This is a genomic window from Lysobacter sp. yr284 (assembly GCF_900107375.1).
GTDB lineage: Bacteria > Pseudomonadota > Gammaproteobacteria > Xanthomonadales > Xanthomonadaceae > Lysobacter.
In genome coordinates, this window is the sequence record NZ_FNPT01000005.1 from 83,284 (window position 1) to 106,198 (window position 22,915).

At 69.3% G+C, this 22,915-nt stretch carries 21 protein-coding genes; 14 read left to right on the forward strand and 7 right to left on the reverse strand.

The features are described 5' to 3' along the window. Positions 1-19: 19 nt before the first annotated feature. The 5 genes from sufC to BLV01_RS10345 all read left to right on the forward strand — a co-directional run bounded on the left by sufC (position 20) and on the right by BLV01_RS10345 (position 4,438). Positions 20-784, forward strand: a complete 765-nt coding sequence (sufC, locus tag BLV01_RS10325) for a Fe-S cluster assembly ATPase SufC (protein WP_057946636.1) — start codon at positions 20-22, stop codon at positions 782-784. A 25-nt stretch (positions 785-809) separates the two neighbouring features. Further along, positions 810-2,105 (forward strand): Fe-S cluster assembly protein SufD, encoded by a 1,296-nt coding sequence (gene sufD / locus BLV01_RS10330; RefSeq protein ID WP_091798481.1) that lies wholly within the window; start codon positions 810-812, stop codon positions 2,103-2,105. Positions 2,106-2,208: 103 nt separating this feature from the next. Continuing rightward, complete coding sequence (locus BLV01_RS10335) at positions 2,209-3,450, forward strand: cysteine desulfurase (protein WP_091798485.1); 1,242 nt, start codon at positions 2,209-2,211, stop codon at positions 3,448-3,450. Then, on the forward strand, positions 3,447-3,989 hold the full coding sequence (locus tag BLV01_RS10340; protein WP_091798488.1) for a GNAT family N-acetyltransferase: 543 nt from the start codon (positions 3,447-3,449) through the stop codon (positions 3,987-3,989). The genes BLV01_RS10335 and BLV01_RS10340 overlap by 4 nt, the downstream gene beginning before the upstream one ends. Positions 3,990-4,114: 125 nt before the next feature. Next, the gene (locus BLV01_RS10345; protein WP_091798491.1) at positions 4,115-4,438 is read left to right on the forward strand and encodes a Rieske (2Fe-2S) protein; all 324 of its coding nucleotides are present in this window, start codon (positions 4,115-4,117) and stop codon (positions 4,436-4,438) included. Between the two features lie 90 nt (positions 4,439-4,528). Here BLV01_RS10345 and BLV01_RS10350 read toward each other — a convergent pair whose 3' ends face one another. The 3 genes from BLV01_RS10350 to BLV01_RS10360 form a co-directional block, all read right to left on the reverse strand. Continuing rightward, entirely contained in the window at positions 4,529-6,007 is a 1,479-nt protein-coding gene (locus BLV01_RS10350; RefSeq protein ID WP_139178601.1) for an XVIPCD domain-containing protein, read from the reverse strand. 26 nt (positions 6,008-6,033) lie between these two features. Then, on the reverse strand, positions 6,034-6,519 hold the full coding sequence (locus tag BLV01_RS10355; RefSeq protein ID WP_091798497.1) for a hypothetical protein: 486 nt from the start codon (positions 6,517-6,519) through the stop codon (positions 6,034-6,036). A 243-nt stretch (positions 6,520-6,762) separates the two neighbouring features. After that, positions 6,763-7,128 carry a hypothetical protein gene (locus BLV01_RS10360; RefSeq protein ID WP_139178602.1) on the reverse strand — a complete coding sequence of 122 codons (366 nt, stop codon included), beginning with the start codon at positions 7,126-7,128 and terminating at the stop codon, positions 6,763-6,765. Positions 7,129-7,517: 389 nt separating this feature from the next. On the opposite strand from BLV01_RS10360, the gene BLV01_RS10365 reads away from it, so the two are divergent. The 7 genes from BLV01_RS10365 (at position 7,518) to BLV01_RS10395 (ending at position 15,604) form a co-directional block, all read left to right on the forward strand. Further along, entirely contained in the window at positions 7,518-9,818 is a 2,301-nt protein-coding gene (locus tag BLV01_RS10365) for a TonB-dependent receptor (RefSeq protein ID WP_091798502.1), read from the forward strand. Between the two features lie 101 nt (positions 9,819-9,919). Next, positions 9,920-10,606: a Fe2+-dependent dioxygenase gene (locus BLV01_RS10370; protein ID WP_091798505.1), complete on the forward strand. Its 687-nt coding sequence runs from the start codon at positions 9,920-9,922 to the stop codon at positions 10,604-10,606. Then, positions 10,603-11,238 (forward strand): PepSY-associated TM helix domain-containing protein, encoded by a 636-nt coding sequence (locus tag BLV01_RS10375; protein WP_091798508.1) that lies wholly within the window; start codon positions 10,603-10,605, stop codon positions 11,236-11,238. Before BLV01_RS10370 ends, BLV01_RS10375 begins: the two co-directional genes overlap by 4 nt. Positions 11,239-11,278: 40 nt before the next feature. Continuing rightward, positions 11,279-11,794 (forward strand): DUF2271 domain-containing protein, encoded by a 516-nt coding sequence (locus tag BLV01_RS10380; protein WP_217633486.1) that lies wholly within the window; start codon positions 11,279-11,281, stop codon positions 11,792-11,794. A gap of 166 nt (positions 11,795-11,960) precedes the next feature. After that, positions 11,961-12,776: a DUF4198 domain-containing protein gene (locus tag BLV01_RS10385; protein WP_091798511.1), complete on the forward strand. Its 816-nt coding sequence runs from the start codon at positions 11,961-11,963 to the stop codon at positions 12,774-12,776. A gap of 3 nt (positions 12,777-12,779) precedes the next feature. Continuing rightward, positions 12,780-13,955 (forward strand): FAD:protein FMN transferase, encoded by a 1,176-nt coding sequence (locus BLV01_RS10390; protein ID WP_254782589.1) that lies wholly within the window; start codon positions 12,780-12,782, stop codon positions 13,953-13,955. Then, positions 13,952-15,604: a sulfite reductase subunit alpha gene (locus BLV01_RS10395; protein WP_091798514.1), complete on the forward strand. Its 1,653-nt coding sequence runs from the start codon at positions 13,952-13,954 to the stop codon at positions 15,602-15,604. The genes BLV01_RS10390 and BLV01_RS10395 overlap by 4 nt, the downstream gene beginning before the upstream one ends. A 216-nt stretch (positions 15,605-15,820) precedes the next feature. Here the strand turns inward: BLV01_RS10395 and BLV01_RS10400 are convergent, their stop codons facing one another. Continuing rightward, on the reverse strand, positions 15,821-16,438 hold the full coding sequence (locus BLV01_RS10400; RefSeq protein WP_091798517.1) for a HutD/Ves family protein: 618 nt from the start codon (positions 16,436-16,438) through the stop codon (positions 15,821-15,823). A gap of 418 nt (positions 16,439-16,856) precedes the next feature. Continuing rightward, positions 16,857-17,198, reverse strand: coding sequence for a ComEA family DNA-binding protein (locus BLV01_RS10405; RefSeq protein ID WP_057950004.1), 342 nt, complete (start codon positions 17,196-17,198; stop codon positions 16,857-16,859). Between the two features lie 218 nt (positions 17,199-17,416). Between BLV01_RS10405 and BLV01_RS10410 the strand changes: the two genes are divergently transcribed. Both BLV01_RS10410 and BLV01_RS10415 read left to right on the forward strand, forming a co-directional pair. Beyond that, on the forward strand, positions 17,417-18,946 hold the full coding sequence (locus BLV01_RS10410; RefSeq protein WP_091798520.1) for a M20 family metallopeptidase: 1,530 nt from the start codon (positions 17,417-17,419) through the stop codon (positions 18,944-18,946). Between the two features lie 215 nt (positions 18,947-19,161). Continuing rightward, entirely contained in the window at positions 19,162-19,461 is a 300-nt protein-coding gene (locus BLV01_RS10415) for a GlsB/YeaQ/YmgE family stress response membrane protein (RefSeq protein WP_343124241.1), read from the forward strand. Positions 19,462-19,682: 221 nt separating this feature from the next. On the opposite strand, the gene cysN is transcribed toward BLV01_RS10415, so the two are convergent. Further along, complete coding sequence (gene cysN / locus BLV01_RS10420; protein ID WP_091798522.1) at positions 19,683-21,695, reverse strand: sulfate adenylyltransferase subunit CysN; 2,013 nt, start codon at positions 21,693-21,695, stop codon at positions 19,683-19,685. Continuing rightward, positions 21,695-22,660 carry a sulfate adenylyltransferase subunit CysD gene (cysD, locus tag BLV01_RS10425; protein WP_091798524.1) on the reverse strand — a complete coding sequence of 322 codons (966 nt, stop codon included), beginning with the start codon at positions 22,658-22,660 and terminating at the stop codon, positions 21,695-21,697. Before cysD ends, cysN begins: the two co-directional genes overlap by 1 nt. Positions 22,661-22,915: the final 255 nt, after the last annotated feature.

Genomic DNA, 22,915 nt, shown 5'->3' on the forward strand with positions numbered 1-22,915 from the left:
ACCCACCAAGAATCCAGCCATGCTCAAGATCGAAAACCTCCACGTCTCCGTCGCCGGCAAGGAAATCCTCAAGGGCCTGACCCTGGAGCTGATCCCCGGCCAGGTGCACGCCATCATGGGCCCCAACGGCGCCGGCAAGTCCACGCTCGGCAACGTGCTCGCCGGCCGCGAAGGCTACGAGGTCACCGCCGGCAGCGTCGAGTTCGACGGCCGCGACCTGCTCGCGCTGGAGCCGGAGGAACGCGCCGCCGCCGGCGTGTTCCTGGCGTTCCAGTACCCGGTCGAGATCCCGGGCGTGAACAACACCTACTTCCTGCGCGCCGCGCTCAACGCCCAGCGCAAGGCGCGCGGCGAGGCCGAGCTCGATTCGATGCAGTTCCTCAAGCTGGTGCGCGAGAAGCTCGCCGTGCTGCACCTGAAGGACGAGCTGCTGCACCGCGGCGTCAACGAAGGCTTCAGCGGCGGCGAGAAGAAGCGCAACGAGATCTTCCAGCTGGCCTTGCTCGAACCGCGCCTGGCGATCCTCGACGAAACCGACTCGGGCCTGGACATCGACGCGCTCAAGGCCGTGGCCGACGGCGTCAACGCGCTGCGCTCGCCCGAGCGCGCGTTCCTGGTCATCACCCATTACCAGCGCCTGCTCGACTACATCAAGCCCGACGTGGTCCACGTGCTCGCCGACGGCCGCATCGTCGAAACCGGCGGCGCCGAACTGGCGCTGGAGCTGGAAGCGCACGGCTACGCCTGGCTCAAGGACCGGGTCGCGCCGCAGAGCGCGGCCTGACGGCGCGAGCACAGGAGACCACCCGATGAGCGCCTTGCTCGACGCTTTCGCTTCCGCCTTCGACGCCCTGCCCGCGCGCGAAGCCGCCGGCCTCGGCCAGACCCGCCGCGCCGCGCTCGACGCCGCGCTGCGCGACGGCCTGCCCGGCCCGCGCACCGAAGCCTGGAAGTACACCCCGCTGCGTTCGCTGGAACGCCGCGCCTTCGCCCCCGCCGACGCCGCGCCCGCGGCGTTCGACGCCGCCGCGGTCGCCGGCATCCCGGCGCCGCGCATCGTCTTCCACAACGGCCGCTTCGATGCCGTCCACAGCGACCTGTCCGGCCTGCCGGCGGGCGTGAGCCTGCAGCCGCTGTCGCGGGTGCTGGCCGGCGACGACGCGCGCGAAGCCAACTTCCTCGCCCGCCGCTTCGAGCGCGCCGACGAAGTGTTCGCCCGCCTCAACGCCGCGCTCGCCGACGAAGGCGCGGTGCTGCGCGTCGACGCCGGCGTGCGCGCCGACACCGCCGTGCACCTGGTGTTCGTCGCCAGCCCGAGCGAGGGCGACCGCGCCTGGCACCTGCGCCACCTGATCGAACTGCGCGAGGGCGCCGGCCTGACCGTGGTCGAGCACCACCTGGCCAGCGACAGCCACACCCACCTCGGCAACAGCCTGACCCACGTCCACCTCGCCCCCGATGCGCAGCTCGCGCACGCGCGGGTGCAGGACGAGGCGCTGGGCGCGACCGTCATCGCCCGCACCGACGCGGTGCTGGCGCGCGCCGCGCAGTACCGCCGCCTCGACCTGGAACTGGGCGCCGCGCTGAGCCGCCACGAACTCAACGCCGCGCTGCACGGCGAGGGCGCGCAGGTCCACGCCAACGGCGTGCTGCTGGCCACCGGCCGCCGCCATCTCGATACCCGCCTGGGCATCGATCATGTCGGCCGCGACACCCAGTGCGAACTGGTCTGGCGCGGCCTCGGCGCCGGCCGTTCGCGCGCCGCCTTCCACGGCGGCATCCTGATCCGCGAAGGCGCCGACGGCAGCAACGCCGAGCTGTCGAACAAGAACCTGCTGCTCAGCGAAGGCGCCGAGATCGACACCCAGCCGGTGCTGGAGATCCACGCCGACGAAGTGCAGGCCGCGCATGGCGCCACCGTCGGCCAGCTCGACGCCAACGCCCTGTTCTACCTGCGCTCGCGCGGCCTACCGGCCGAAGCCGCGCGCGCCCTGCTCACCGCCGCGTTCTGCCGCGAGACCGTCTCGGTGCTCGAGGACGACAGCGTGCGGGCGATGCTGGAGGTGCGGCTGAACCTGGCGCTGGAACGGCTGCAACCCGCTTGACGCGAGCGCTGCGCGCGGCGGCGCCGGGCGCGGGCGACCGCGCTTCGCCGCCCGCGCCCGCTTCGCCCACCTTCCCGCCTATTCCTCGCTTATCGGGATCACGATGACCGTCGCTGCCCCCACCACCACCGCCATCGACTGGGCCGCCGTCCGCGCCGATTTCCCGGTCCTCACCCGCGAAGTCCACGGCAAGCCGCTGGTCTATTTCGATTCGGCCAATACCGGCCAGAAGCCGAACGCGGTCATCGAGGCCGTCGACGATTTCTACCGCCGCCACAACGCCAACGTCAGCCGCGCCGTGCACACGCTCGGCACCGAGGCCACCGAGGCCTACGAGGGCGCCCGGGCCAAGCTGGCGCGCTTCCTCAACGTGCGCGGCGACGAACTGGTGCTGTGCAGCGGCACCACCTTCGCGATCAACCTGGTCGCCTATTCCTGGGCGCTGCCGCGGCTGCAGCCCGGCGACGCGATCGTGCTCACGCGCATGGAGCACCACGCCAACATCGTGCCGTGGCAGTTGGTGGCGCAGCGCACCGGCGCGACGATCAAGGTCGCCGAACTCGACGAACTGGGCCGCCTCGACCTCGCCCGGCTGTATTCGCTGCTGACCCCCGAAGTGAAGCTGCTGGCGCTGACCCACGTCTCCAACGTGCTCGGCACGGTCAACCCGGTGCGCGAGATCTGCCGCGAAGCGCGCAAGCGCGGCATCGCCACCCTGGTCGACGGCTCGCAGGCCGCGCCGCACCGCGCGCTCGACATCGCCGCGATCGGCTGCGACTTCTACGCCCTCACCGGCCACAAGATGAGCGGCCCCACCGGCACCGGCGCGCTGTGGGCGCGGCGCGAGCACCTCGACGCGATGCCGCCGTTCATCGGCGGCGGCGAGATGATCAAGGAAGTGCGCTTCGAAGGCACCGTGTTCGCCGACGGCCCGCGCCGCTTCGAGGCCGGCACGCCGAACATCGCCGGTTTCGCCGGGCTCGGCGCTGCGGTCGATTATTTGTCCGCGCTCGGCATGGACAACATCGAGGCGCGCGAACAGGCGCTGCTGGAGCGCTTCACCGCCGCGCTCGGCGAGGTCCCGGGCCTGCGCATCTTCGGCACCGCGCCGGACAAGGCCGCGGTGGTGAGCTTCCTGGTCGAGGGCGCGCACGCCCACGACCTGGCCACCCTGCTCGACCTGGAAGGCGTGGCGATCCGCTCCGGCCACCACTGCGCGCACCCGCTGATGCAGCATTTCGGGGTCCCGGCCACCTGCCGCGCCTCGCTGGCTTATTACAATACCTTCGAAGAAATCGACGCCTTCGTCGCCGCCCTCAACAAAGTCCGCACGCTACTCGCATGAGCCTCGACGCCCTGACGTTCCGCCCCGCGACCCTGGCCGACACCGACGCGGTCGTGGCCCTGGTCGAATCGGCCTATCGCGGCGACTCCGGCCGCCGCGGCTGGACCACCGAATCGGACCTGCTCGACGGCCGCCGCACCGGCGCCGACGAGATCCACGCCGTGCTGGCCAAGCCGCAGAACATGATCCTGCTGGCCGAGCTCGACGACGGCGGCGGCCCGCGTCTGCTGGCCTGCGCGCACATCGCGATCGAGGACGGCGCCGGCTATTTCGGCATGTTCTCGGTCGACCCGGGGCTGCAGAACGGCGGCATCGGCAAGCGCGTGCTGGCCCAGGCCGAGCGGATCGTGCGCGAGCAATGGCAGACGCCGACGATGCGCATGACCGTGATCAACGTGCGCGAGGAACTGATCCAGTACTACGTGCGCCGCGGCTACCTGCGCACCGGCCGGTTCAAGCCGTTCCCGTACGGCGACGCGCGCTTCGGCCTGCCCAAGCGCGAAGACCTGAGTTTCGAGGTGCTGGAAAAGGCGCTGTAAGGCTGGGGAAGCGGGGAAACCGGGGAAGCCCGCAACGGGTACCGGCCCGGCCTCGCGCGCCCCGGTTATCCTCCCTGCCGGTTCCCGTGCTCCTCTTTCCGCGTCACCCAACAAGGAAGCTGCCGATGAACGACTGGGTCTTCGTCTGCGCCACCTCGCAACTGCTGCCGGGCGAGTCCACCGTCGCCTGGGACGGCGACACCGCGATCTTCGTGTGCAACTACGACGGCGATTACTACGCGCTGGAAGACCGTTGCTCGCACGAGGACTTCGAATTGTCCTCCGGCACCTTCGACGCCGAACAGGCCAGCATCGAGTGCGTGCTGCACGGCGCGCGCTTCGACGTGCGCGACGGCCGGCCGCTGTGCGCGCCGGCGTACGAACCGGTGGCGAAGTTCCCGGTCAAGGTCGAGGACGGCGGGGTGTGGACCCGCGACGATCGCGAGTGAGGCGGTCGCGCGGCTGGTAAACAACTGCGGTTCCCAGCGCGGCCATCGGCCATATCGCCCGCAAGCGACGCAGGCCCGCAGGTTCACTCGTTACCGCGCCGGCGCCTTGAACGCCGGATCGTCCTGCATCGGCGCGGGCGGCGTGCGCTCGCCGCCATGCGCTTGCGCCGGCTGTTGGGCCAGCGTGGAGCGAATCTGCTGCGAGGCCTGCGCCAGGCTGGTGGCGCTGTCTTGCGTCGCCGGCAGCAAGGCCAGTTTCGCCGTCGGGTTGCCCAGTTCGCCCTGACCCGCGATCAGGCCGCTGCGGTCGTTGTTGAACACGGCGAAATCGATTCGATCCAGCCGCTCGTTCTGTCCGCCTTGCGGCCGCTGCGCGCCGGCGAGGCTGGCGTAGGCCAGATTGGCGGCGGCTTGCTGCAAGCGTTCGCCCAAGAGTGCGCCGGCGGGGATGTTCGGCGAACGCTCGATCGCGGCCAATGCCTGTTGGAAGCGTTCGTGGCCGGAGTGGGCGCGGTCGGTGATGGCCGGTGTTTCGGCGGGCGAAGGCGTCGGCAGGCTTGGCTCGGGCTGAACGGATTGCGTCGATGCGCCTTGCTCGGACGCAGGCGCACCTGGTTGCTGCATCTGCGCGCGCGGCGCGGGGCCGATATTGAACTCGGCGAAACTGCCCTCGCGGACCAGTCGATCGAGGTCGACCGTGATCTCCGGGTTGCTTGCGCTCCAGCCTGCGCCGATGTTCTGGTTGCCCTCGTCGGCGCGCTCGTTGTTCCCGTAAGGATTGCGCAACGTCACCCGTGGTTCGTTGGTCTGCGCATCGCGCGATACGCCCACCACCATGTAGGCGTGGCTTTCCTCAAGGCCATCGCGAACGTCCCGGCCCTGCGTCGCCATCGACACCGGGCGATGAGTCGCCAGCGCCTGCTCCACCTCAGCGTAAACCGCATCCAGCTCCAACTTGGCCCCCTGCAAAGGCGCCCGGTACGGCGGCGGCTCGGAAGGTTTGACATGGTCGGGGCCGGTGGGCCGCATCGGTGGGGCGTCGGGATTCCGGATCTGCAGGCTGCGGCCCGACTCGCCGGTCAAGGCATACATGCCGTCGGCCAGACCGCCGCCGCCCCTCGGATCGCCGATTGTGCGGTAGCCTCTGCTCAGATTTACTTGCCCCTGCGCATCGCGGCCATACAATTCGGCGAAACCGGCTTCGATTACGGTCGGCCACAGGGGGCCATTGCGCTCGCGGTTGTTGTCGGCGACACCGCCGCCCATCGCCCCGATATTCCGGCGAATATCCTCCTGCGACACGACAATCGATTCCCGGATCGGATCGCTCTGCCCTCGGCCGCGTTCCTCCGCGCTCGGCGGACGATAAAGCGTTACCGTGAACTCGCCGCTCTCGGCGTTAAAGCGAATAGCATCGCGTATCCGATCAGGCTGCTGTTCGCTGAGAGAACCCATCGGCGCAAGGAAATAGCAGTTGTAGATTTCGTCCTGATGAATATCCACGGCCCGCGGACGGCCATCAGTCCCATACAAATCGGCATTCGTGTACTGCCGTGCTTCCCTTGCCATATCTACTTCCTCTTGCGTTGCATGCCTCAGTTCTTTGCAGCAGGCACAAGCTCCAGATAACCGACCAGACGGCGTTCACCGGTATCGGGCAGAAAATCGCGGGTCAATACGAAGGCCACGTATCGCTTTGAGCCATCGCCGAATGTCCACAGAAAGAGCCGATAGTTGTCGTCGTCATACCAGCCTTCGACCAGCATCGTGCCGCCCAAGTTCTGGGTGACAAACTGATGCGCCTTTGAGCCGATCGACGCCCCTGCGGTGAACCCAGGCTCGGTCAAGACGAAACGCTGCCCGACCACCCGATACTCGTGCTTCAGATACTGCTCCACCCAGCTCACCATCGCCGCCTTGGCGCGCCGCTGTTCGTTCGGCGGCGACACCCGATCCCGCGGCTCGGGCGTCGCCCACTTCTGCATGTCCTTGAGCGTGCTGTTCGCTGGCTCGATGGTCTTGCAACTCGCCAACGCGCAACACGCCAGGACGAGTAAGACAACGAGGGGGCGGCACTTCACGGCGAAGCTCCTTTTGCCAGGTGCGACCAGTTTAGACCGTGCCAGTCGTCGGCGGGCATAGCCTCAGGCTCAAAGGCTCGGTTTGATCTAACCCTGCGGATCTTCCGAGTAAAAAGCGCACATTTAATGCCTCACAGATCGCACAAGCTCGAAATAACCGGCCAGAGCGCGCTACTGAGTACCGGGCAAGAAATCATTGGTGATCGCCAAAGCAACGTAGCGCGGCGAGCTATCGCCGAGCTTCTATAGGAACATCATGTAATTGTCATCGTCGAGCCAGCCATCGACCTGCATAGCTCCGCTCAAGGTCTGTGTGGCGTATTGATTCGCTTTGGAGCCCATCGCCGCAAAGTCAGTATCCCCAGGCGCGGTCAAGACGAAACGCCGACCGATCACGCGGTACTCGCGCTTCAGATACCGCTCGACCCATCGCACCATCGCCGCTTTGGCGCGCCGTTGTTCGTTCGCGGGCGACACGCGGTCCCGCGGCTCGGGCGTCGCCCACTCCTGCATGTCCTTGAGCGTGCCGTTCGGCGGCTCGATGGTTTTGCAACCCATCAGCGCGCAGCACACCAGGACGGACGCGACAGCGAGAGGGCGAAGCGTCATGGCGGGCATCCTTTTGCCGAAGACGTTCAGTGTAGAACTGGCTCTTCGTGAGCAAGCACGCCCTCTCGCCCCGATGTTTTTGAGTCGCCGACAAAGCGCCAGCGGATCGCCGCGCAACTGACCGGACCACGTCTGGCGCGCGGTCAAAAGGCATTCGAAGACGTCGCGCAATGAGCTCGAGTCCGCAAGCCGGGCGCGGCTTGCGCCGGGCGCCCGCATCGCCAGATGGCGACTGTTTGGCGGCGGCCCCATGCACAGATATGCGACGAAAACGGTTACAGCCGGGTTTCACGTTCAATTTTCGTTGCAAATGAGAATCCATCTCATTAGTATCCCGACCCGACGCGGCCCCCGGGGTCGCGGCCCTTTTCCTGCCCCCAGAGATTCCCATGTCGCCCACGAAGTTCGTCGTGTCGCCGCTCGCCGGCGCGCTCGCCCTCGCCATCAGCCTGCCCACCCTCGCCGCTCCCGCCCCGGCCCCCCAGGCCAAGGACGTGGAAGGCGTCGAGGTGCACGGCCAGCGCGTGCAGAAGGCCAGCAGCGGCAAGTACACCGCGAACCTGCGCGATACCCCGCAGACGGTCACCGTGATCGACCGCAACACCATCGACGGCCAGAACCTGCTGTCGCTGCAGGACATCCTCAGCACCCTGCCGGGCATCACCTTCGGCGCCGGCGAAGGCGGCGGCGGCTTCGGCGACAAGATCAACCTGCGCGGCTTCGACGCCACCAACGACATCACCGTCGACGGCGTGCGCGACAGCGGCATGTACAGCCGCACCGATCCGTTCAACCTGGAATCGGTGGAAGTGATCAACGGCGCCAACTCGGTCTATTCCGGCGCCGGCTCGGTCGGCGGCACCGTCAACCTGGTCAGCAAGTCCGCCGGGCTCAACGAGTTCCACAAGGCCTCCATCGCCGCCGGCACCGACGCCTACGCGCGCTTCACCAGCGACAGCAACTTCGTGCTCGGCGAAGGCACCGCGCTGCGCCTGAACACCATGGCGCACCAGAACGACGTGCCGGGCCGCGACGTCGAGGACAATCAGCGCTGGGGCGTGGCCGCCTCGCTCGGCTTCGGCCTGGGCGGCGACACGTCGTGGACCCTGAGCTACCTGCACCAGAGCGACGACAACACCCCGCAATACGGCCTGCCGTTCTTCAACGGCGACGTGCTGCCGGGCATCGACCGCGGCAATTACTACGGCTACAGCAACATCGACCGCCAGGAAGTCGAGCTCGATTCGCTGACCTCGGTGATCGATCACAGCTTCAACGAGCGCTTCAAGCTGCGCAATCTGACTCGCTGGCAGCAGGTCGACCAGTTCTCGCTGGTCGACGCCGTGCAGGGCACCTGGTGCCTGGCCAACGGCACCAATCCCACCGGCGCCGCCTGCGGCGCGACCCGCCCGGGCAACTACAGCCCCAGCGGCCCGCGCGGCTACGGCCGCGACACGCGCAACACCACGATCTACAACCAGACCGACCTGACGCTCAACTTCAACACCGGCGCGATCGAGCACAATCTGGTCGCCGGCTTCTCGATCCTGCACGAGAAGTTCGACCTCGACGTCACCAGCGACTTCCGCAACCCCAACGGCACCAACCCGTTCCTGGCGGGCCTGCCGCAGATGAACATCGCCAACCCGGACCACATCTATCGCGGTCCGCTCAACCGCACCCTGACCGGGCGCACCGAGGGCGAACTCGACAACCGCGCGCTGTACGTGTTCGACACGCTCAAGTTCAACGAGCAGTGGCAGCTGAGCCTGGGCGCGCGCTACGAGCGCAACGAGGGCAAAACCAACAGCGCCGTCGTCGTGCAGGCGCCGACCGCCGCCAACCAGCCGCTGCCGGCGCAGCCGATCGGCACCGTCACCGGCTACGGCGTGCCGACCAAGAGCAACGACGATCTGTTCTCCTACCGCGCCGGCCTGGTGTTCAAGCCGGTCGAGAACGGCAGCGTCTACATCGCCTACGGCAATTCCAAGACTCCGTCGAAGGCCTCGGTCAACGGTTCGTGCACGCCGCAGAACTGCTCGGTCGATCCGGAAACCGCGGTCAGCTACGAACTCGGCACCAAGTGGGACTTCCTCGACGGCCGCCTCGCGCTGACCGGTTCGGTGTTCCGCAACGACCGCAAGAACTACAAGGTCGCCGACCCGGCCAACCCGCTCAACCCGTCCGGCCTGCAGCAGCTCGACGGCCGCGCGCGCGTCGACGGCGTGATGCTCGGCCTGTCCGGCCTGCTGACCGACCACTGGGCGGTCTACGCCAACTACGCCTTCCTCGACAGCGAAGTGCTGCGCGGCGTGTCCAACCGTCAGGCGCAGCTCGGCCAGGACTTCACCAAGGGCGACCGCCTGCTGAGCGTGCCGGAGCATTCCTTCAGCCTGTGGACCACCTACGACCTCAGCCCGAAGTGGCAGATCGGCTACGGCGCGACCTACCAGGGCAAGATCTGGCTGACCCAGCACAGCGCGACCAACGTCAACGGCCCGCTGACCACCTACGGCAGCTACTGGACCCACCGCGCGATGGTCGCCTACAAGATCAGCCGCCAGGCCCAGCTGCAGCTCAACGTCAACAACCTGAGCGACGAAGAGTATTTCACCCGCATCCGCAACAACGGCTGGGCCACCCCGGGCGACGGCCGCCAGGTGGTGCTGAGCGCCAACTTCTCGTTCTGAACGCAAGCCAAGTGGCGGGAGGCGTCGGCTTCACGGTCTAATCGACGCTTCCCGGCCACGCGCGCCGCCCGGATCCGCCGGGCGGCCGCATCGAGGTAACCATGCTGCTGCACGTGCCCAAGGTTCTCACCGCCGAACAGGTCGCCCATTGCCGGGCGCGCCTGGACCAGGCCGGCTGGGCCGACGGACGCATCACCGCCGGCCACCAGTCGGCCAAGGCCAAGGACAACGCGCAGTTGCCGGAAACCGATCCGGCCGCGCGCGAGCTCGGCGCGCTGATCCTCGACGCGCTGTCCAAGAATCCGACGTTCTTCTCCGCCGCCCTGCCGCAGCGCGTGTATCCGCCGCTGTTCAACCGCTACGCCGGCGGGCAGTCGTTCGGCTTCCACGTCGACAACGCGATCCGCTACGACCGCAGCCGCGGCGGCATGGACGCGGTGCGCACCGACCTGTCGGCGACCTTGTTCCTCAGCGCACCCGACGAGTACGACGGCGGCGAGCTGGTCATCGAGGACACCTACGGCTCGCACAGCGTCAAGCTGCCGGCCGGCGACCTGGTGCTGTATCCCGGCACCAGCCTGCACAAGGTCACCCCGGTCACCCGCGGCGCGCGCATGGCGTCGTTCTTCTGGATCCAGAGCCTGCTGGCGGAAGACGCGCAGCGCCGGCTGATGTTCGAACTCGACGTGGCGATCCGCCGGCTCAACGCCGACGTGCCCGAGCATCCGGCGCTGGTGCAGCTGACCGGCGTCTACCACAACCTGCTGCGGCGCTGGAGCCAGACGTGAGCGCTGCGGCCGCCAACGGCGCCGATCCCAACCGCCGCGCGTACTGGCTCAAGACCCTGCACCGCTGGCACTGGATCAGCGCAGCGCTGAGCCTGGTCGCGCTGCTGCTGTTCTCGGTCACCGGCATCACCCTCAACCACGCCGCGCAGATCGAATCCAAGCCGCGCGTGGTCAATCTCAAGGAAACCCTGCCGGCGAGCCTGCTGCGCAGCCTGCGCGGCGAGCGCGCCGCCGACGCGCCGCTGCCGGGCAATGTCAACGACTGGCTCGCCGATGCGTTGGACGTGCGCACCGACGGCCGCAAGGGCGAGTGGAGCGACGGCGAGGTCTACGTGTCGCTGCCGCGTCCCGGCGGCGACGCCTGGATCAGCATCGACCGCGAGAGCGGCGCGATCGAATACGAACGCACCGACCGCGGCTGGATCGCCTGGCTCAACGACCTGCACAAGGGCCGCAACACCGGCACCGCCTGGCGCTGGTTCATCGACCTGTTCGCGGTGGCCTGCCTGCTGTTCGCGCTGACCGGCCTGTGGCTGCTGCAGTTGCACGCGCGCCAGCGCGGCAAGACCTGGCCGCTGGTGGTCGCGGGGCTGCTGCTGCCATTACTGATCGTCGTCTTGTTCATGCATTGAAGAATCCGCAGACATTCACCGCAACTTTCCGGAGCGCTCCATGAAGCCGTCCATGTTCAAGATCCTGATCCCGGCGCTGACCCTGCCGCTGCCGGCGTTCGCCGCCGATCTGGAACTCAACATCGAAGTGCCGCGCATCAACGCGGCCGAATATCACCGCCCCTACGTCGCCGCCTGGATCGAGAAAGCCGACAACTCCGTGGCCAGCAACCTGCTGGTCTGGTACGACGTGGACATGAAGAACGGCGAAGGCACCAAGTGGCTCAAGGACATGCGCCAGTGGTGGCGGCGCAGCGGCCGCACCCTGACGATGCCGGTCGACGGCGTCAGCGGCGCGACCCGCCCGGTCGGCCAGCACGCGGTCGCCTTCAAGGGCGCGTCCAAGCAACTCGCCGGCCTGGCTCCGGGTAGCTACACCCTGGTGGTGGAAGCCGCGCGCGAAGTCGGCGGCCGCGAAATGGTGACCATCCCGTTCGAGTGGCCGGCCAAGGCGCAGAAGCTGTCGGCACAAGGCAAGACGGAGTTGGGCAAGGTCGCGGTGACGGTCAAGCCGTGATGGCGCGGGCAACGAAGGCACTCGGCGGAAACAAGGCGATGGCGGGGTTTGCCGCTGCGCAGGTTTCCTGCCTGGTTCGTCGCCTCGTTCCCGCCGCTTCCGCACGGCCCCGCATCGCTTCGCTCTCCCTGTTTCCCCTCATTCCCTTCATTCCCGGACTCACGCCATGAACCTCAAACTCGCACTCGCCGCCGCCACCGCCGTCGCCGCGCTCGGCCTCAGCGTCACCGCCCACGCCCACAAGGCCTGGCTGCAACCCTCGCAGACCGTGTTCTCGGAGAAGGGCTCGTGGATGACGGTCGATGCGGCCGTATCCAACGACCTGTTCTACTTCAACCACGTGCCGCTGCCGCTGGAGCGGCTGCAGGTGACCGCGCCGGACGGCAGCGCGGTGCAAGCGCAGAACGGTTCCACCGGCAAGCTGCGCAGCGTGTTCGACCTGCAGCTGCAGCAGGAAGGCACCTACAAGATCGCGATGAACAACGAAGGCATGTTCGCCAGCTACAAGCTCGGCGGCGAAGCCAAGCGCTGGCGCGGCAAGGCCAGCGAGTTCAAGGGCGCAATCCCGGCCGGCGCGACCGAGGTCAACGCCTCCGAGAGCCTGGGCCGGGTCGAGACCTTCGCCACCGTCGGCAAGCCGAGCACGGGCGCGTTCAAGACCACCGGCAAGGGCATCGAGCTGGTGCCGGTGACCCATCCCAACGACCTGTTCGCCGGCGAAGCGGCGACGTTCCAGCTGCTGGTCGACGGCAAGCCGGCCGCGGGCCTGAAGATCGAAGTGGTGCCGGGCGCGACCCGCTACCGCAACGAACAGGCCGAGATCCACGTCGCCACCGGCGCCGACGGCAAGTTCGAGGTGAAGTGGCCGCAGGCCGGCATGTACTGGCTGGAAACCGCCAGCGAAGACGCCAAGACCACCCTGCCCGACGCCAAGCAGCGCCGCCTGAGCTACGTGGCGGTGTTCGAAGTGCTGCCGCAGTAAGCGATGGCTGCGCGCGCGCCGCAGGCGATGTGGTCGTGGACGGGCGCCGTGGCGCCCGCCCACGGCGCGGCTGCGCGCGCGCAGGACGGTTTCGCGCCGAGCGTCTTCGCGCCGGCGTCCGCGCCGAGCCTCGCCGCGCGCGCGACGTTCGACGCGTCGGCGATGTCCGCGCCCGCCGCGCTGCACGAGTTGCGCGGGCTGAGCATGGGTACGACCTGGTCGGTCAAGCTGGTCGCGCCCGTGTCGGCCCTGATCGGCCTGGAACGCGGCATCCAGGCGCGGCTCGCCGAAGTCGTCGCGCAGATGAGCACCTGGCAAGCGGATTCGGACATCAGCCGCTACAACCGCGCCGCAGCCGGCAGCGCGCACATCCTGCCGGCGCCGTTCGCCGAGGTGCTGCACGCGGCGCTGGCGCTGGCCGCCGACACCGACGGCGCCTACGACCCGACCATCGGCCCGCTGGCCGACCTGTGGGGCTTCGGCCCCGCCGGCGCGCGCACCCAGGCGCCGGCCACCGCGCCGCTGGCGCAGGCGCGCGAACGCGTCGACTGGCGCCGGCTGCGCTTCGATCCCGCCACGCGCGAGCTGTCCCAGCCGGGCGGCGCCTATCTCGATTTTTCCTCCATCGCCAAGGGCTACGGCGTCGACCGCGTCGGCGACTGGCTGCTCGCGCAGGGCGTGGCCGATTGGCTGGTCGAAGTCGGCGGCGAACTGCGCGCGCACGGGCGCAAGCCCGACGGCTCGGCCTGGCGCATCGCGGTCGAGCGACCCGGACGCGAGGACGAAGCCGCTGCGGTGATCGCGCTCGACGGCCTGGCCATCGCCACGTCCGGCGACTACCGGCGCTATTTCGAACAATCCGGGGTCGAGCCGTCCAACTGCGGACGCTCCGGCGCCGAACGCGCCGGCACGGCCGCCGGCGGCGCGCGCCGCTACTCGCATACGCTCGACCCGCGCACCGGCGCGCCGATCGACAACGCGGTGGCCTCGGTCACCGTCCTGCACGAACGCTGCATGCACGCCGACGCGCTCGCCACCGCCCTGACCGTGCTCGGCGCCCGCGCCGGGTTCGCCTACGCCAACCGCCGCCAACTCGCCGCGCTGTTCGTGCTGCGCGAAGGCAACGGTTTCGTCGCCCGCACCACGCCGGGCTTCGTCGCCCGGCAGCGTTCCGCATGACTTCGAACGCCGGCGCGCGCGAACGCGCACTCAACCTGTCGCTGCTCGGCAATGCGCTGGCGCTGCTCGCACTGGCGGCGCTCGCCGCGGCGTTGGCGCGCTGGCAGGCCGACGCCTGGCAGTGGGTCGCGCCCGGCCGCGGCCGCTGGTGGATGGCCGCCGCACTGGTCGCCGCCTATGCCGGCTTCGTCGCCGCGGTCGCGCGCTCGCGCAGGCGCAGCGCGCGACGCGAGGCCTTGCCGGCGATCCACGCCGACCGCCGCGGCGATTGGCTGGTCGCCTTCGCCAGCCAGACCGGCTTCGCCGAACAACTGGCGCGGCGCAGCTGGCAGGCGCTGCGCGACGCCGGCCTCAACGCCGACCTGGCCGTACTCGGCACGCTCGACGCCACGCAACTGGCGCACTACCGCCGCGCGTTGTTCGTGGTCAGCACCACCGGCGAGGGCGACGCGCCCGACAGCGCCGCGGCGTTCGTGCGCAAGGCGATGGGCGCGGCGACGCCGCTGCCGCAATTGGGCTTTGGGGTGCTCGCCCTGGGCGACCGCGAATACGTCGAGTACTGCGCATTCGGCCATCGCCTCGACCACTGGCTGCGCCACGCCGGCGCGCAGCCGCTGTTCGACCTGGTCGAGGTCGACAACGGCGACGCCGGCGCGCTGCGCCACTGGCAACACCACCTGGGCCTGCTCGCCGGCCGCACCGACCTGCCCGACTGGAGCGCGCCGGCCTATGCGCCGTGGCGCCTGCGCGAGCGGCGCATCGCCAATCCCGGCAGCGCCGGCGCGGCCGCGTTCCATCTTGCGCTGGTGCCGGCCGACGGTTCGGCGCTGCAATGGCGGGCCGGCGACATCGCCGAGATCGGGCCGCGCAACCCGGCCGACGAGGTTGCGCAATGGCTGGCCGCGAACGGCTTCGACGGCGCCGCGCGCGTGCGCCGCGACGAGGCCGAGACCGCGCTGGCCGATCTGCTGCAACGCTCGCGCCTGCCTGCCGCCGCCGACGCGCGCGGCCAGAGCGCGCAGGCGCTGGCCGACGCCCTGGCGCCGCTGCCGCACCGCGAGTACTCCATCGCCTCGGTTCCCGCCGACGGCGCGCTGCGCCTGCTGGTCCGGCAGATGCGCCGCGACGACGGCCGCCTCGGCCTGGGCAGCGGCTGGCTGACCGAACACGCCGGCGACGGCGCGGCCATCGACCTGCGCATCCGCACCAACCCGTCCTTCCACGCGCCCGACGATGCGCGGCCGCTGATCCTGATCGGCAACGGCACCGGCCTGGCCGGGCTGCGCGCGCTGCTGCGCGAGCGCATCGACGCCGGCCATCGCCGCAACTGGCTGCTGTTCGGCGAACGCAACGCCGCCTGCGACCTGCACTACCGCGACCAACTCGAAGCGTGGCTGGCCGACGGCCGGCTCGAGCGCGCTGACTATGCGTTTTCGCGCGACGGCGCGCAGCGGGTGTACGTGCAGGACCGCGTGCGCGAACGCATCGACCAGGTGCGCGAATGGGTCGACGCGGGCGCCGCGGTCTACGTCTGCGGCAGTCTGGAAGGGATGGCGCCGGCGGTGGACGCAGTGTTGCGCGAAGCGCTCGGCGACGAAGCGCTGGAAGCGATGGCGGCGCAGGGGCGGTATCGGCGCGATGTGTATTGATCGGTGCGCGTTCGCGGAGAACGCGGCGATCTGAGCGGGAAACGTCGGGCCTGAAGGCCCTCCCGCAGGTCCGCACGACCGCTGGAAGTCCGACTGTAAGAGCGGCGCGAGCCGCGACCGCGACACCGCGCCTACGACGCCAACCGCAGCACGCCGATCACGACGATCGCCGTCTCGCCTCCGCCGTCATTCGCGCAAACTGGTTGCCCACGCAGCTCAGGCTTCGCCGACGCGCACCAGCAACACTTCGCCGCCGCCTTCCAGCACATGGCGCAGGCGATCCTCGCCCGCCGCCAGGATCGCGGTATCGCCCGCCTGCAGCGGCGCCAGTCCCGAGCCGTCGGCGAAGTGCGCCTGGCCCGCCAGCAGGTGCACGGCCCAGCTCTGGCCAGGTTCGGCGAACAGCACCATCGGGCCGACCAGCGGCCGGTGCCAGAGCTCGGCGCGGACCCGGCCACGGCGCCACATCAGGTTGAAGTCGTGGGTCGGGCCGTCGATCAGCTCGCCGGTCACCGTGCGTTCGCCGGCGAAGCGCAGTTTGTCGTGCGGCGGGTGCAGCTCGACCGCCTCGCCCTCGTCGAAACGCAGGCGCAGGCCGTTGCCGCTGAGCAGGACCAGTTCGCGGTCGATCCCGGGGAAGGCCGAGAACGGCGCGTCGCTCTCGATCTCGGCGATGGACAGGCGCCAGTCCCAGTCCTGCTCGCCCTGCGCCACGCGGTCCTGGCCGGCCTCGCGGCGCATGCGCACGATCTCGCGGGTCCAGCCGAACTGGTTGCGCCAGCGCTCGCGGCGGTATTCGTTGGCGGGGATGCACCAGGACGGGCGGTCGGACATGGCTGCGCAGGGCTGGCTGAACGGAGCGGCCAGTCTAGTGGGTCTGGGTGGGGGGCCCAAGCGCTGGCGGTCCCGGGGCGGGGATCGAGGCGCATCACAACAGGCCGGGCCTGTGGGCCGGGGGCTGAGTGAGAACAGTGCTGGGCGGGGCTCGCGAGGGGTGGCGCCGGTGTTTGCCTGGCGCGGTCGCGGCTTGCGCCGTTCCTACAGGGGCCTGTAGTACGGCGTAGGGGCTTGGGGGTTTGTCGCTTCGGGGGCAGCGGCGGGGCTGCGTTGCTTCGGTTGGGTGCGCCCCGCCGCGGATCCATCCGCGGCGGGGCAGCGTACTTCCGTGTCCAGGGACCTCCCCCCGAATCCTTCGGGCATCCTTGCCCGATCAGCTACCGGCTCCGCATCCGTACGGTGCCGGCAGGCTTGTTCAGCGCTTACTGGCGGCGCGCGGCGCCGCGATGGCGCCGGCGGTGTTGATGGGGCGACCCTGCGCCGGCGCCCCACCCACCACGATACGGTCCCGGTTCTTTTCCACCGTCTTCAGACCGATCCCCTTGACCAGGGCCAGCTGTTCGACGCTGCGGAAGGCCCCGTTGGCCTTGCGGTAAGCGACGATCGCTTCTGCCTTGGACGCCCCGATGTTGAGCAGCACGCGGTCCAGCGTGGCCGCATCGGCGCTGTTGATATTGACCTTCTCGGAGGCGTAGGCGCTGCCGGCGAGGACCAGCGAGAGCACCAGCGACTTGGCGATGAGGGCAAACGACTTCATGTTGAGCTCCTTGAGATTGGATTCCGTTCCAGTCCGGCCGACTTGCTTCCTTGAGTCCTTGTCTGCCGGTGGAGACAGTCTCCATGTCTCGACGGGCACAGGTTATCGCCGCTTGCGCCCCGGCGAAGTCGGGCGGAGCCGCAGCGCAGGGTAGGAAAAGTCCTACACGCCCCGGCAGGCGTAAAATGGCGGCCTTCCCCAGCTCCGAGGCCCCGTTCATGGACGCCAGCAAGGTCGACCGCTACGTCGGTCAGAAGTGGGACGACGAAATCGTCCCGCAATTGGTCGAGTACATCCGCATCCCCAACAAGTCGCCGATGTTCGACGCCGACTGGGTCAAGCACGGCTACATGGACGATGCGGTCAAGCTGATGGAATCCTGGGCCAAGGCCCAGACCATCCCGGGCATGCAGGTCGAGGTGGTCCGGCTGGAAGGCCGCACGCCGCTGATCTTCATCGACATCCCCGCGTTTGCGGGCAAGCCCGCGCATGGCGCCGCCGATGCCTCGGCACAGACACGCGACGAGGATTGCGTGCTGTTGTACGGCCACCTGGACAAGCAGCCGGAGATGACCGGCTGGGACGACGGCCTCGGCCCGTGGAAGCCGGTGATCAAGGGCGACAAGCTGTTCGGCCGCGGCGGCGCCGACGACGGCTACGCGATCTTCGGCTCGCTGACGGCGATCCTGGCGCTGCAGGACCAGCAGGTCCCGCACTCGCGCTGCGTGATCCTGATCGAGGCCTGCGAGGAGTCGGGCAGCTACGACCTGCCGGCCTATGTCGACCACCTCGCCGACCGCATCGGCAAGCCCTCGCTGGTGGTGTGCCTGGACTCGGGCTGCGGCAACTACGAGCAGCTGTGGTGCACGACCTCGCTGCGCGGCCTGGCCGGCGGCAACTTCACGGTCAAGGTGCTCAGCGAAGGCGTGCATTCGGGCGACGCCTCGGGCGTGGTGCCGTCGAGCTTCCGCCTGCTGCGCCAGCTGCTGTCGAGGCTGGAGGACGAGACCAGCGGCAAGATCCTGATCGAAGGCCTGTACGTCGACGTGCCGGAAGAGCGCATGGAGCAGGCGCGCCAGGCCGCCAAGGTGCTCGGCACCGCGGTCTACGACAAGTTCCCGTTCCTGCCCGGCATGACGCCGATGGCCGAGGACCTGTCCGAACTGGTGCTCAACCGCACCTGGCGCCCGGCGCTGTCGGTGACCGGCGTGGACGGCATGCCGGCGCTGGCCTCGGCCGGCAACGTGCTGCGCCCCCACACCTCGGTGAAGCTGTCGCTGCGCCTGCCGCCGACCCTGGACGGCAAGCGCGCCGGCGAGCTGCTCAAGGAAGTGCTGCTGCGCGATCCGCCCAACGGCGCGCAGGTGTCGCTGGAACTGGAGAAGTCCTCCAGCGGCTGGAACGCGCCGGCGATGTCGTCGTGGCTGTCCCAGGCGATCGACGCGTCGAGCCGCGAGTTCTTCGGGGCGCCCGCGATGTACATGGGCGAAGGCGGCTCGATTCCGTTCATGGGCATGCTCGGCGAGAAGTTCCCGGGCGCGCAGTTCATGATCACCGGCGTGCTCGGCCCGCATTCCAACGCGCACGGCCCCAACGAGTTCCTGCACATCCCGATGGGCAAGCGGGTGACCGCGTGCGTGGCGCGGGTGGTGGCCGAGCATCACCAGGCCAGCCAGCGCGGCGAGACCACCGGTGCGGGAGTCGTCGCCGACAGCGGCGATCGTCACGGCGGCCACGGCTGCTGCTGAGCCCCGGCGCCGGGCCATGGACGAGAAAGCGGGCCGGTCGGCCCGCTTTTTCTTTGTCGGCTCGATAGCGGCCGGATCGCGAATGGTGCCGGCGCCGCTGCGCGCGCAGGCGAAAAGCACAGCGCGGCAGCGGGTGTTTCGGCCCGGCGGCACCGGCTTAACCCCCGCCCAATCCACCCGCCGCGCCCTCACGCGGCGGCGACGCCGGCGCTCACATGATCCCTGCGCACTCCATCCCGGTGCGCTCCATTCCTTCGAGGAGGCAGGCCATGTTCGGCGGCATCATTTCCACGATCATCATCGGCGCGGTCATCGGCATCCTCGCGCGCTTCTTCAAGCCGGGGGCGGATCCGATGGGATGGATCCTGACCATCCTGCTCGGCATCGCCGGCGCGTATGTCGGCAGCCTCATCTACGGCGGCGGCGGATTCATCGGGCTGATCGTGTCGGTGGTCTGCGCGATCGTGCTGTTGTTCCTGTACGAGTTCATCCGCAGCAAGTCGGCGAAGAGCTGAGCGGCGGTCCTCGCGTCGCTCGAACGAACGCCCCGGCGAAAACCGGGGCGTTCTGGTTTGGGCTGGACGGCGATCGCGCAGAAGCGTCGCCGTTTCAGTGGCGCGGCGCGGCTCGCGCCGCTCCTACAGGAGGCGAACAAAGCCGCAAGGCGCCCTGTAGGAGCGGCGCGAGCCGCGACCGCGACGCGACGGATCGCGGCGCGGGCACGAAGCCCGGCGGCTCAGCCGCGCAGGTAGTCGACCACGCGCTGGGCCAGCGCCTGCGAGTCCTCGTCCAGCGTCGCCAGATGCAGCTCCGGCGACTCCGGCGCTTCGTACGGCGAGTCGATGCCGGTGAAGTTCGGAATCTTGCCAGCGCGCGCCTTCGCGTACAGGCCCTTGACGTCGCGGCGCTCGGCTTCCTCCAGCGGCGTGTCGACGAAGACTTCGACGAATTCCTCGGTGCCGAACAGTTCGCGCGCCAGTTGGCGCTCGGCGCGGAACGGCGAGATGAAGCTCACCAGCACGATCAGGCCGGCGTCGGTCATCAGCTTGGCGACTTCGGCGACGCGGCGGATGTTCTCGACCCGGTCGGCGTCGGTGAAGCCCAGGTCCTTGTTGAGCCCGTGGCGGACGTTGTCGCCGTCGAGGATGAAGGTGTGGTGGCCGAGCGCGTGCAGTTGCTTGTCGACCAGGTTGGCGATGGTCGACTTGCCCGAGCCCGACAGGCCGGTGAACCACACGCAGCGCGGCTTCTGCTGCTTGGCGCGGGCGCGCGCGGCGTTGTCGACGTCGACCGGCTGCCAGTGGATGTTCTCGGCCCGGCGCAGGGCGAAATCGAGGGTGCCGGCGGCGACGGTGGCGTGAGTCTGGCGGTCGATCAGGACGAAGCTGCCCAGCTCGCGGTTGTCGCGGTAGGCCTCGAACGCGATCGGCTGGTCCAGGCCGATGTTGCACCACGCCACTTCGTTGAGTTCGAGCCGGCGCGCGGCCAGCTGGGCCTGGGTGTTGACGTCGATCTTGTGCTTGATCTCGGTGATGCTGGCGCTGACCGTGCGCGTGCCGATCTTGAGCCAGTAGGACCGGCCAGGCAACAAGGGGTTGCCATCCATCCACAGCAGGTGCGCGGCGAACTGGTCGGCCACTTGCGCCGGCTGCGCCGCGCCGGCGATCACGTCGCCGCGGCTGATGTCGAGTTCGTCGGCGAGGGTCAGCGTCACCGCCTGCCCCGCCACCGCCTGTGCCAGGTCGCCGTCGGCGGTGACGATGCGCTGCACGCGCGAGCGCCGGCCCGACGGCAGCGCCACGATCTCGTCGCCCGGGCGCACGCTGCCGGCGGCGACGGTGCCGGCGAAACCGCGGAAATCCTGGTGCGGGCGGTTGACCCACTGCACCGGCAGGCGCAGGCCCAGGTCGGCGCGGTCGCGGGCGACGTCGACGGTTTCCAGGTGTTCGAGCACGCTCGGGCCGCGATACCACGGGGTGGCGTCCGAGCGCGCGGTGAGGTTGTCGCCTTCCAGCGCCGACAGCGGCACCGCCTGCACGTGCGCGATGCCGAGCTTGGCCGCCAGTTCGCGGTACTCGTCGACGATGGCTTCGAACACGCTCTGGTCGAAGCCGACCAGGTCCATCTTGTTGACCGCCAGCAGCACGTGGCGGATGCCGAGCAGCGAGACGATATAGCTGTGCCGGCGGGTCTGGGTCAGCAGGCCCTTGCGCGCGTCGACCAGCACCACCGCCAGGTCGGCGGTGGACGCGCCGGTGGCCATGTTGCGGGTGTACTGCTCGTGGCCGGGGCAGTCGGCGACGATGAACTTGCGCCGCTCGGTGCCGAAGTAGCGGTAGGCCACGTCGATGGTGATGCCCTGCTCGCGCTCGGCGGCGAGGCCGTCGACGAGCAGGGCGAAGTCGATCTGGCCGTTGCGGGTGCCGTGGCGGCGGCTGTCGGCGTCGAGCGCGGCCAGCTGGTCCTCGAACAGGCGCTGGGTGTCGTGCAGCAGGCGCCCGATCAGGGTGCTCTTGCCGTCGTCGACGCTGCCGCAGGTGATGAAGCGCAGCAGGCTCTTGCTCTCGTGCTGCTTGAGGTAGTCGGCGACGGCTTCGCCGACGGCATGCGGGGTCGACGCCTGCGGATTGGCGAACGCCACCACGCTGCCGCCCGACTTGCCGCCGCCCGCGTCCGGCTTCGCATCGCCCGCGTCGCCGCGCTGCGCTTCGGCCAGCGCCGAATCCCGAATTCCGAATCCGGTGGCCATCAGAAGTAGCCCTCTTGCTTCTTGCGCTCCATCGAGGCGGACGGATCGTGATCGATCATCCGGCCCTGGCGTTCGGAGGTGGTGGCCACCAGCATCTCGGCGATGATCTTCTCCAGCGTGTCGGCTTCGGATTCGATCGCGCCGGTGAGCGGATAGCAGCCCAGGGTGCGGAAACGCACGTTGCGGACCTGCGGGGTCTCGCCGGCGCGCAGCGGCAGGCGCTCGTCGTCGACCAGGATCAGCGCGCCGTCGCGCTCGACCACCGGGCGCTGCGCGGCGAAGTACAGCGACGGCACCGGGATGCGCTCGCGGAAGATGTACAGCCACACGTCGAGCTCGGTCCAGTTCGAGATCGGGAACACGCGCACGCTCTCGCCGGCGTGGATGCGGGTGTTGTAGAGGTTCCACAGTTCCGGGCGCTGGTTCTTCGGGTCCCAGCGGTGCTGCGGGTTGCGGAACGAGAAGATGCGCTCCTTGGCCCGCGACTTTTCCTCGTCGCGGCGCGCGCCGCCGATGGCGGCGTCGAACTTGTTCCAGTCCAGCGCCTGCTTGAGCCCCTGGGTCTTCATCACGTCGGTGTGCACGGCCGCGCCGTGGCTGACCGGGCCGATGCCCTGGGCCAGGCCGTCGGGGTTCATGTGCACGCGCAGGTCGACGCCGGTCTCGGCGGCGCGGCGGTCGCGGAAGGCGATCATCTCGCGGAACTTCCAGCCGGTGTCCACGTGCAGCAGCGGGATCGGCGGGCGCGCGGGATAGAAGGCCTTGAGCAGCAGGTGCAGCAGCACCGAGCTGTCCTTGCCGATGGAATAGAGCATCACCGGGTTGCGGAACTCGGCCGCGACCTCGCGCAGGATGTGGATGCTCTCGGCCTCGAGCCGGTCGAGATGGCTCAGCGCCTGGGCCAGCGGCGTGGCGTTGTCGGAAACGGGATCGAAGGCGGCGCTCGGTACGGGTGACGCACTCATCGCAAAGGGGCTCGCTCGCCGCGTTCCTGGGACGGCGGGACGACGCGGCGGCGTCCGGCCTGCAAAAGGTTGGGTCCGACTTCCATGGACGCCTGCGCGGCGACCCGGCGTCCATGGAATCACAATGTTCGTTACCTGTCGCGCAAGCTGCGCCGGGCGGCGCGGTCCAAATGAGACACCGGTCGCGCCGGACCGCGCAGCGCGATCGTGAATGCGCGCGCGCCAGCGCTGCCCGCCGGGGGGGACCGGCCGCAC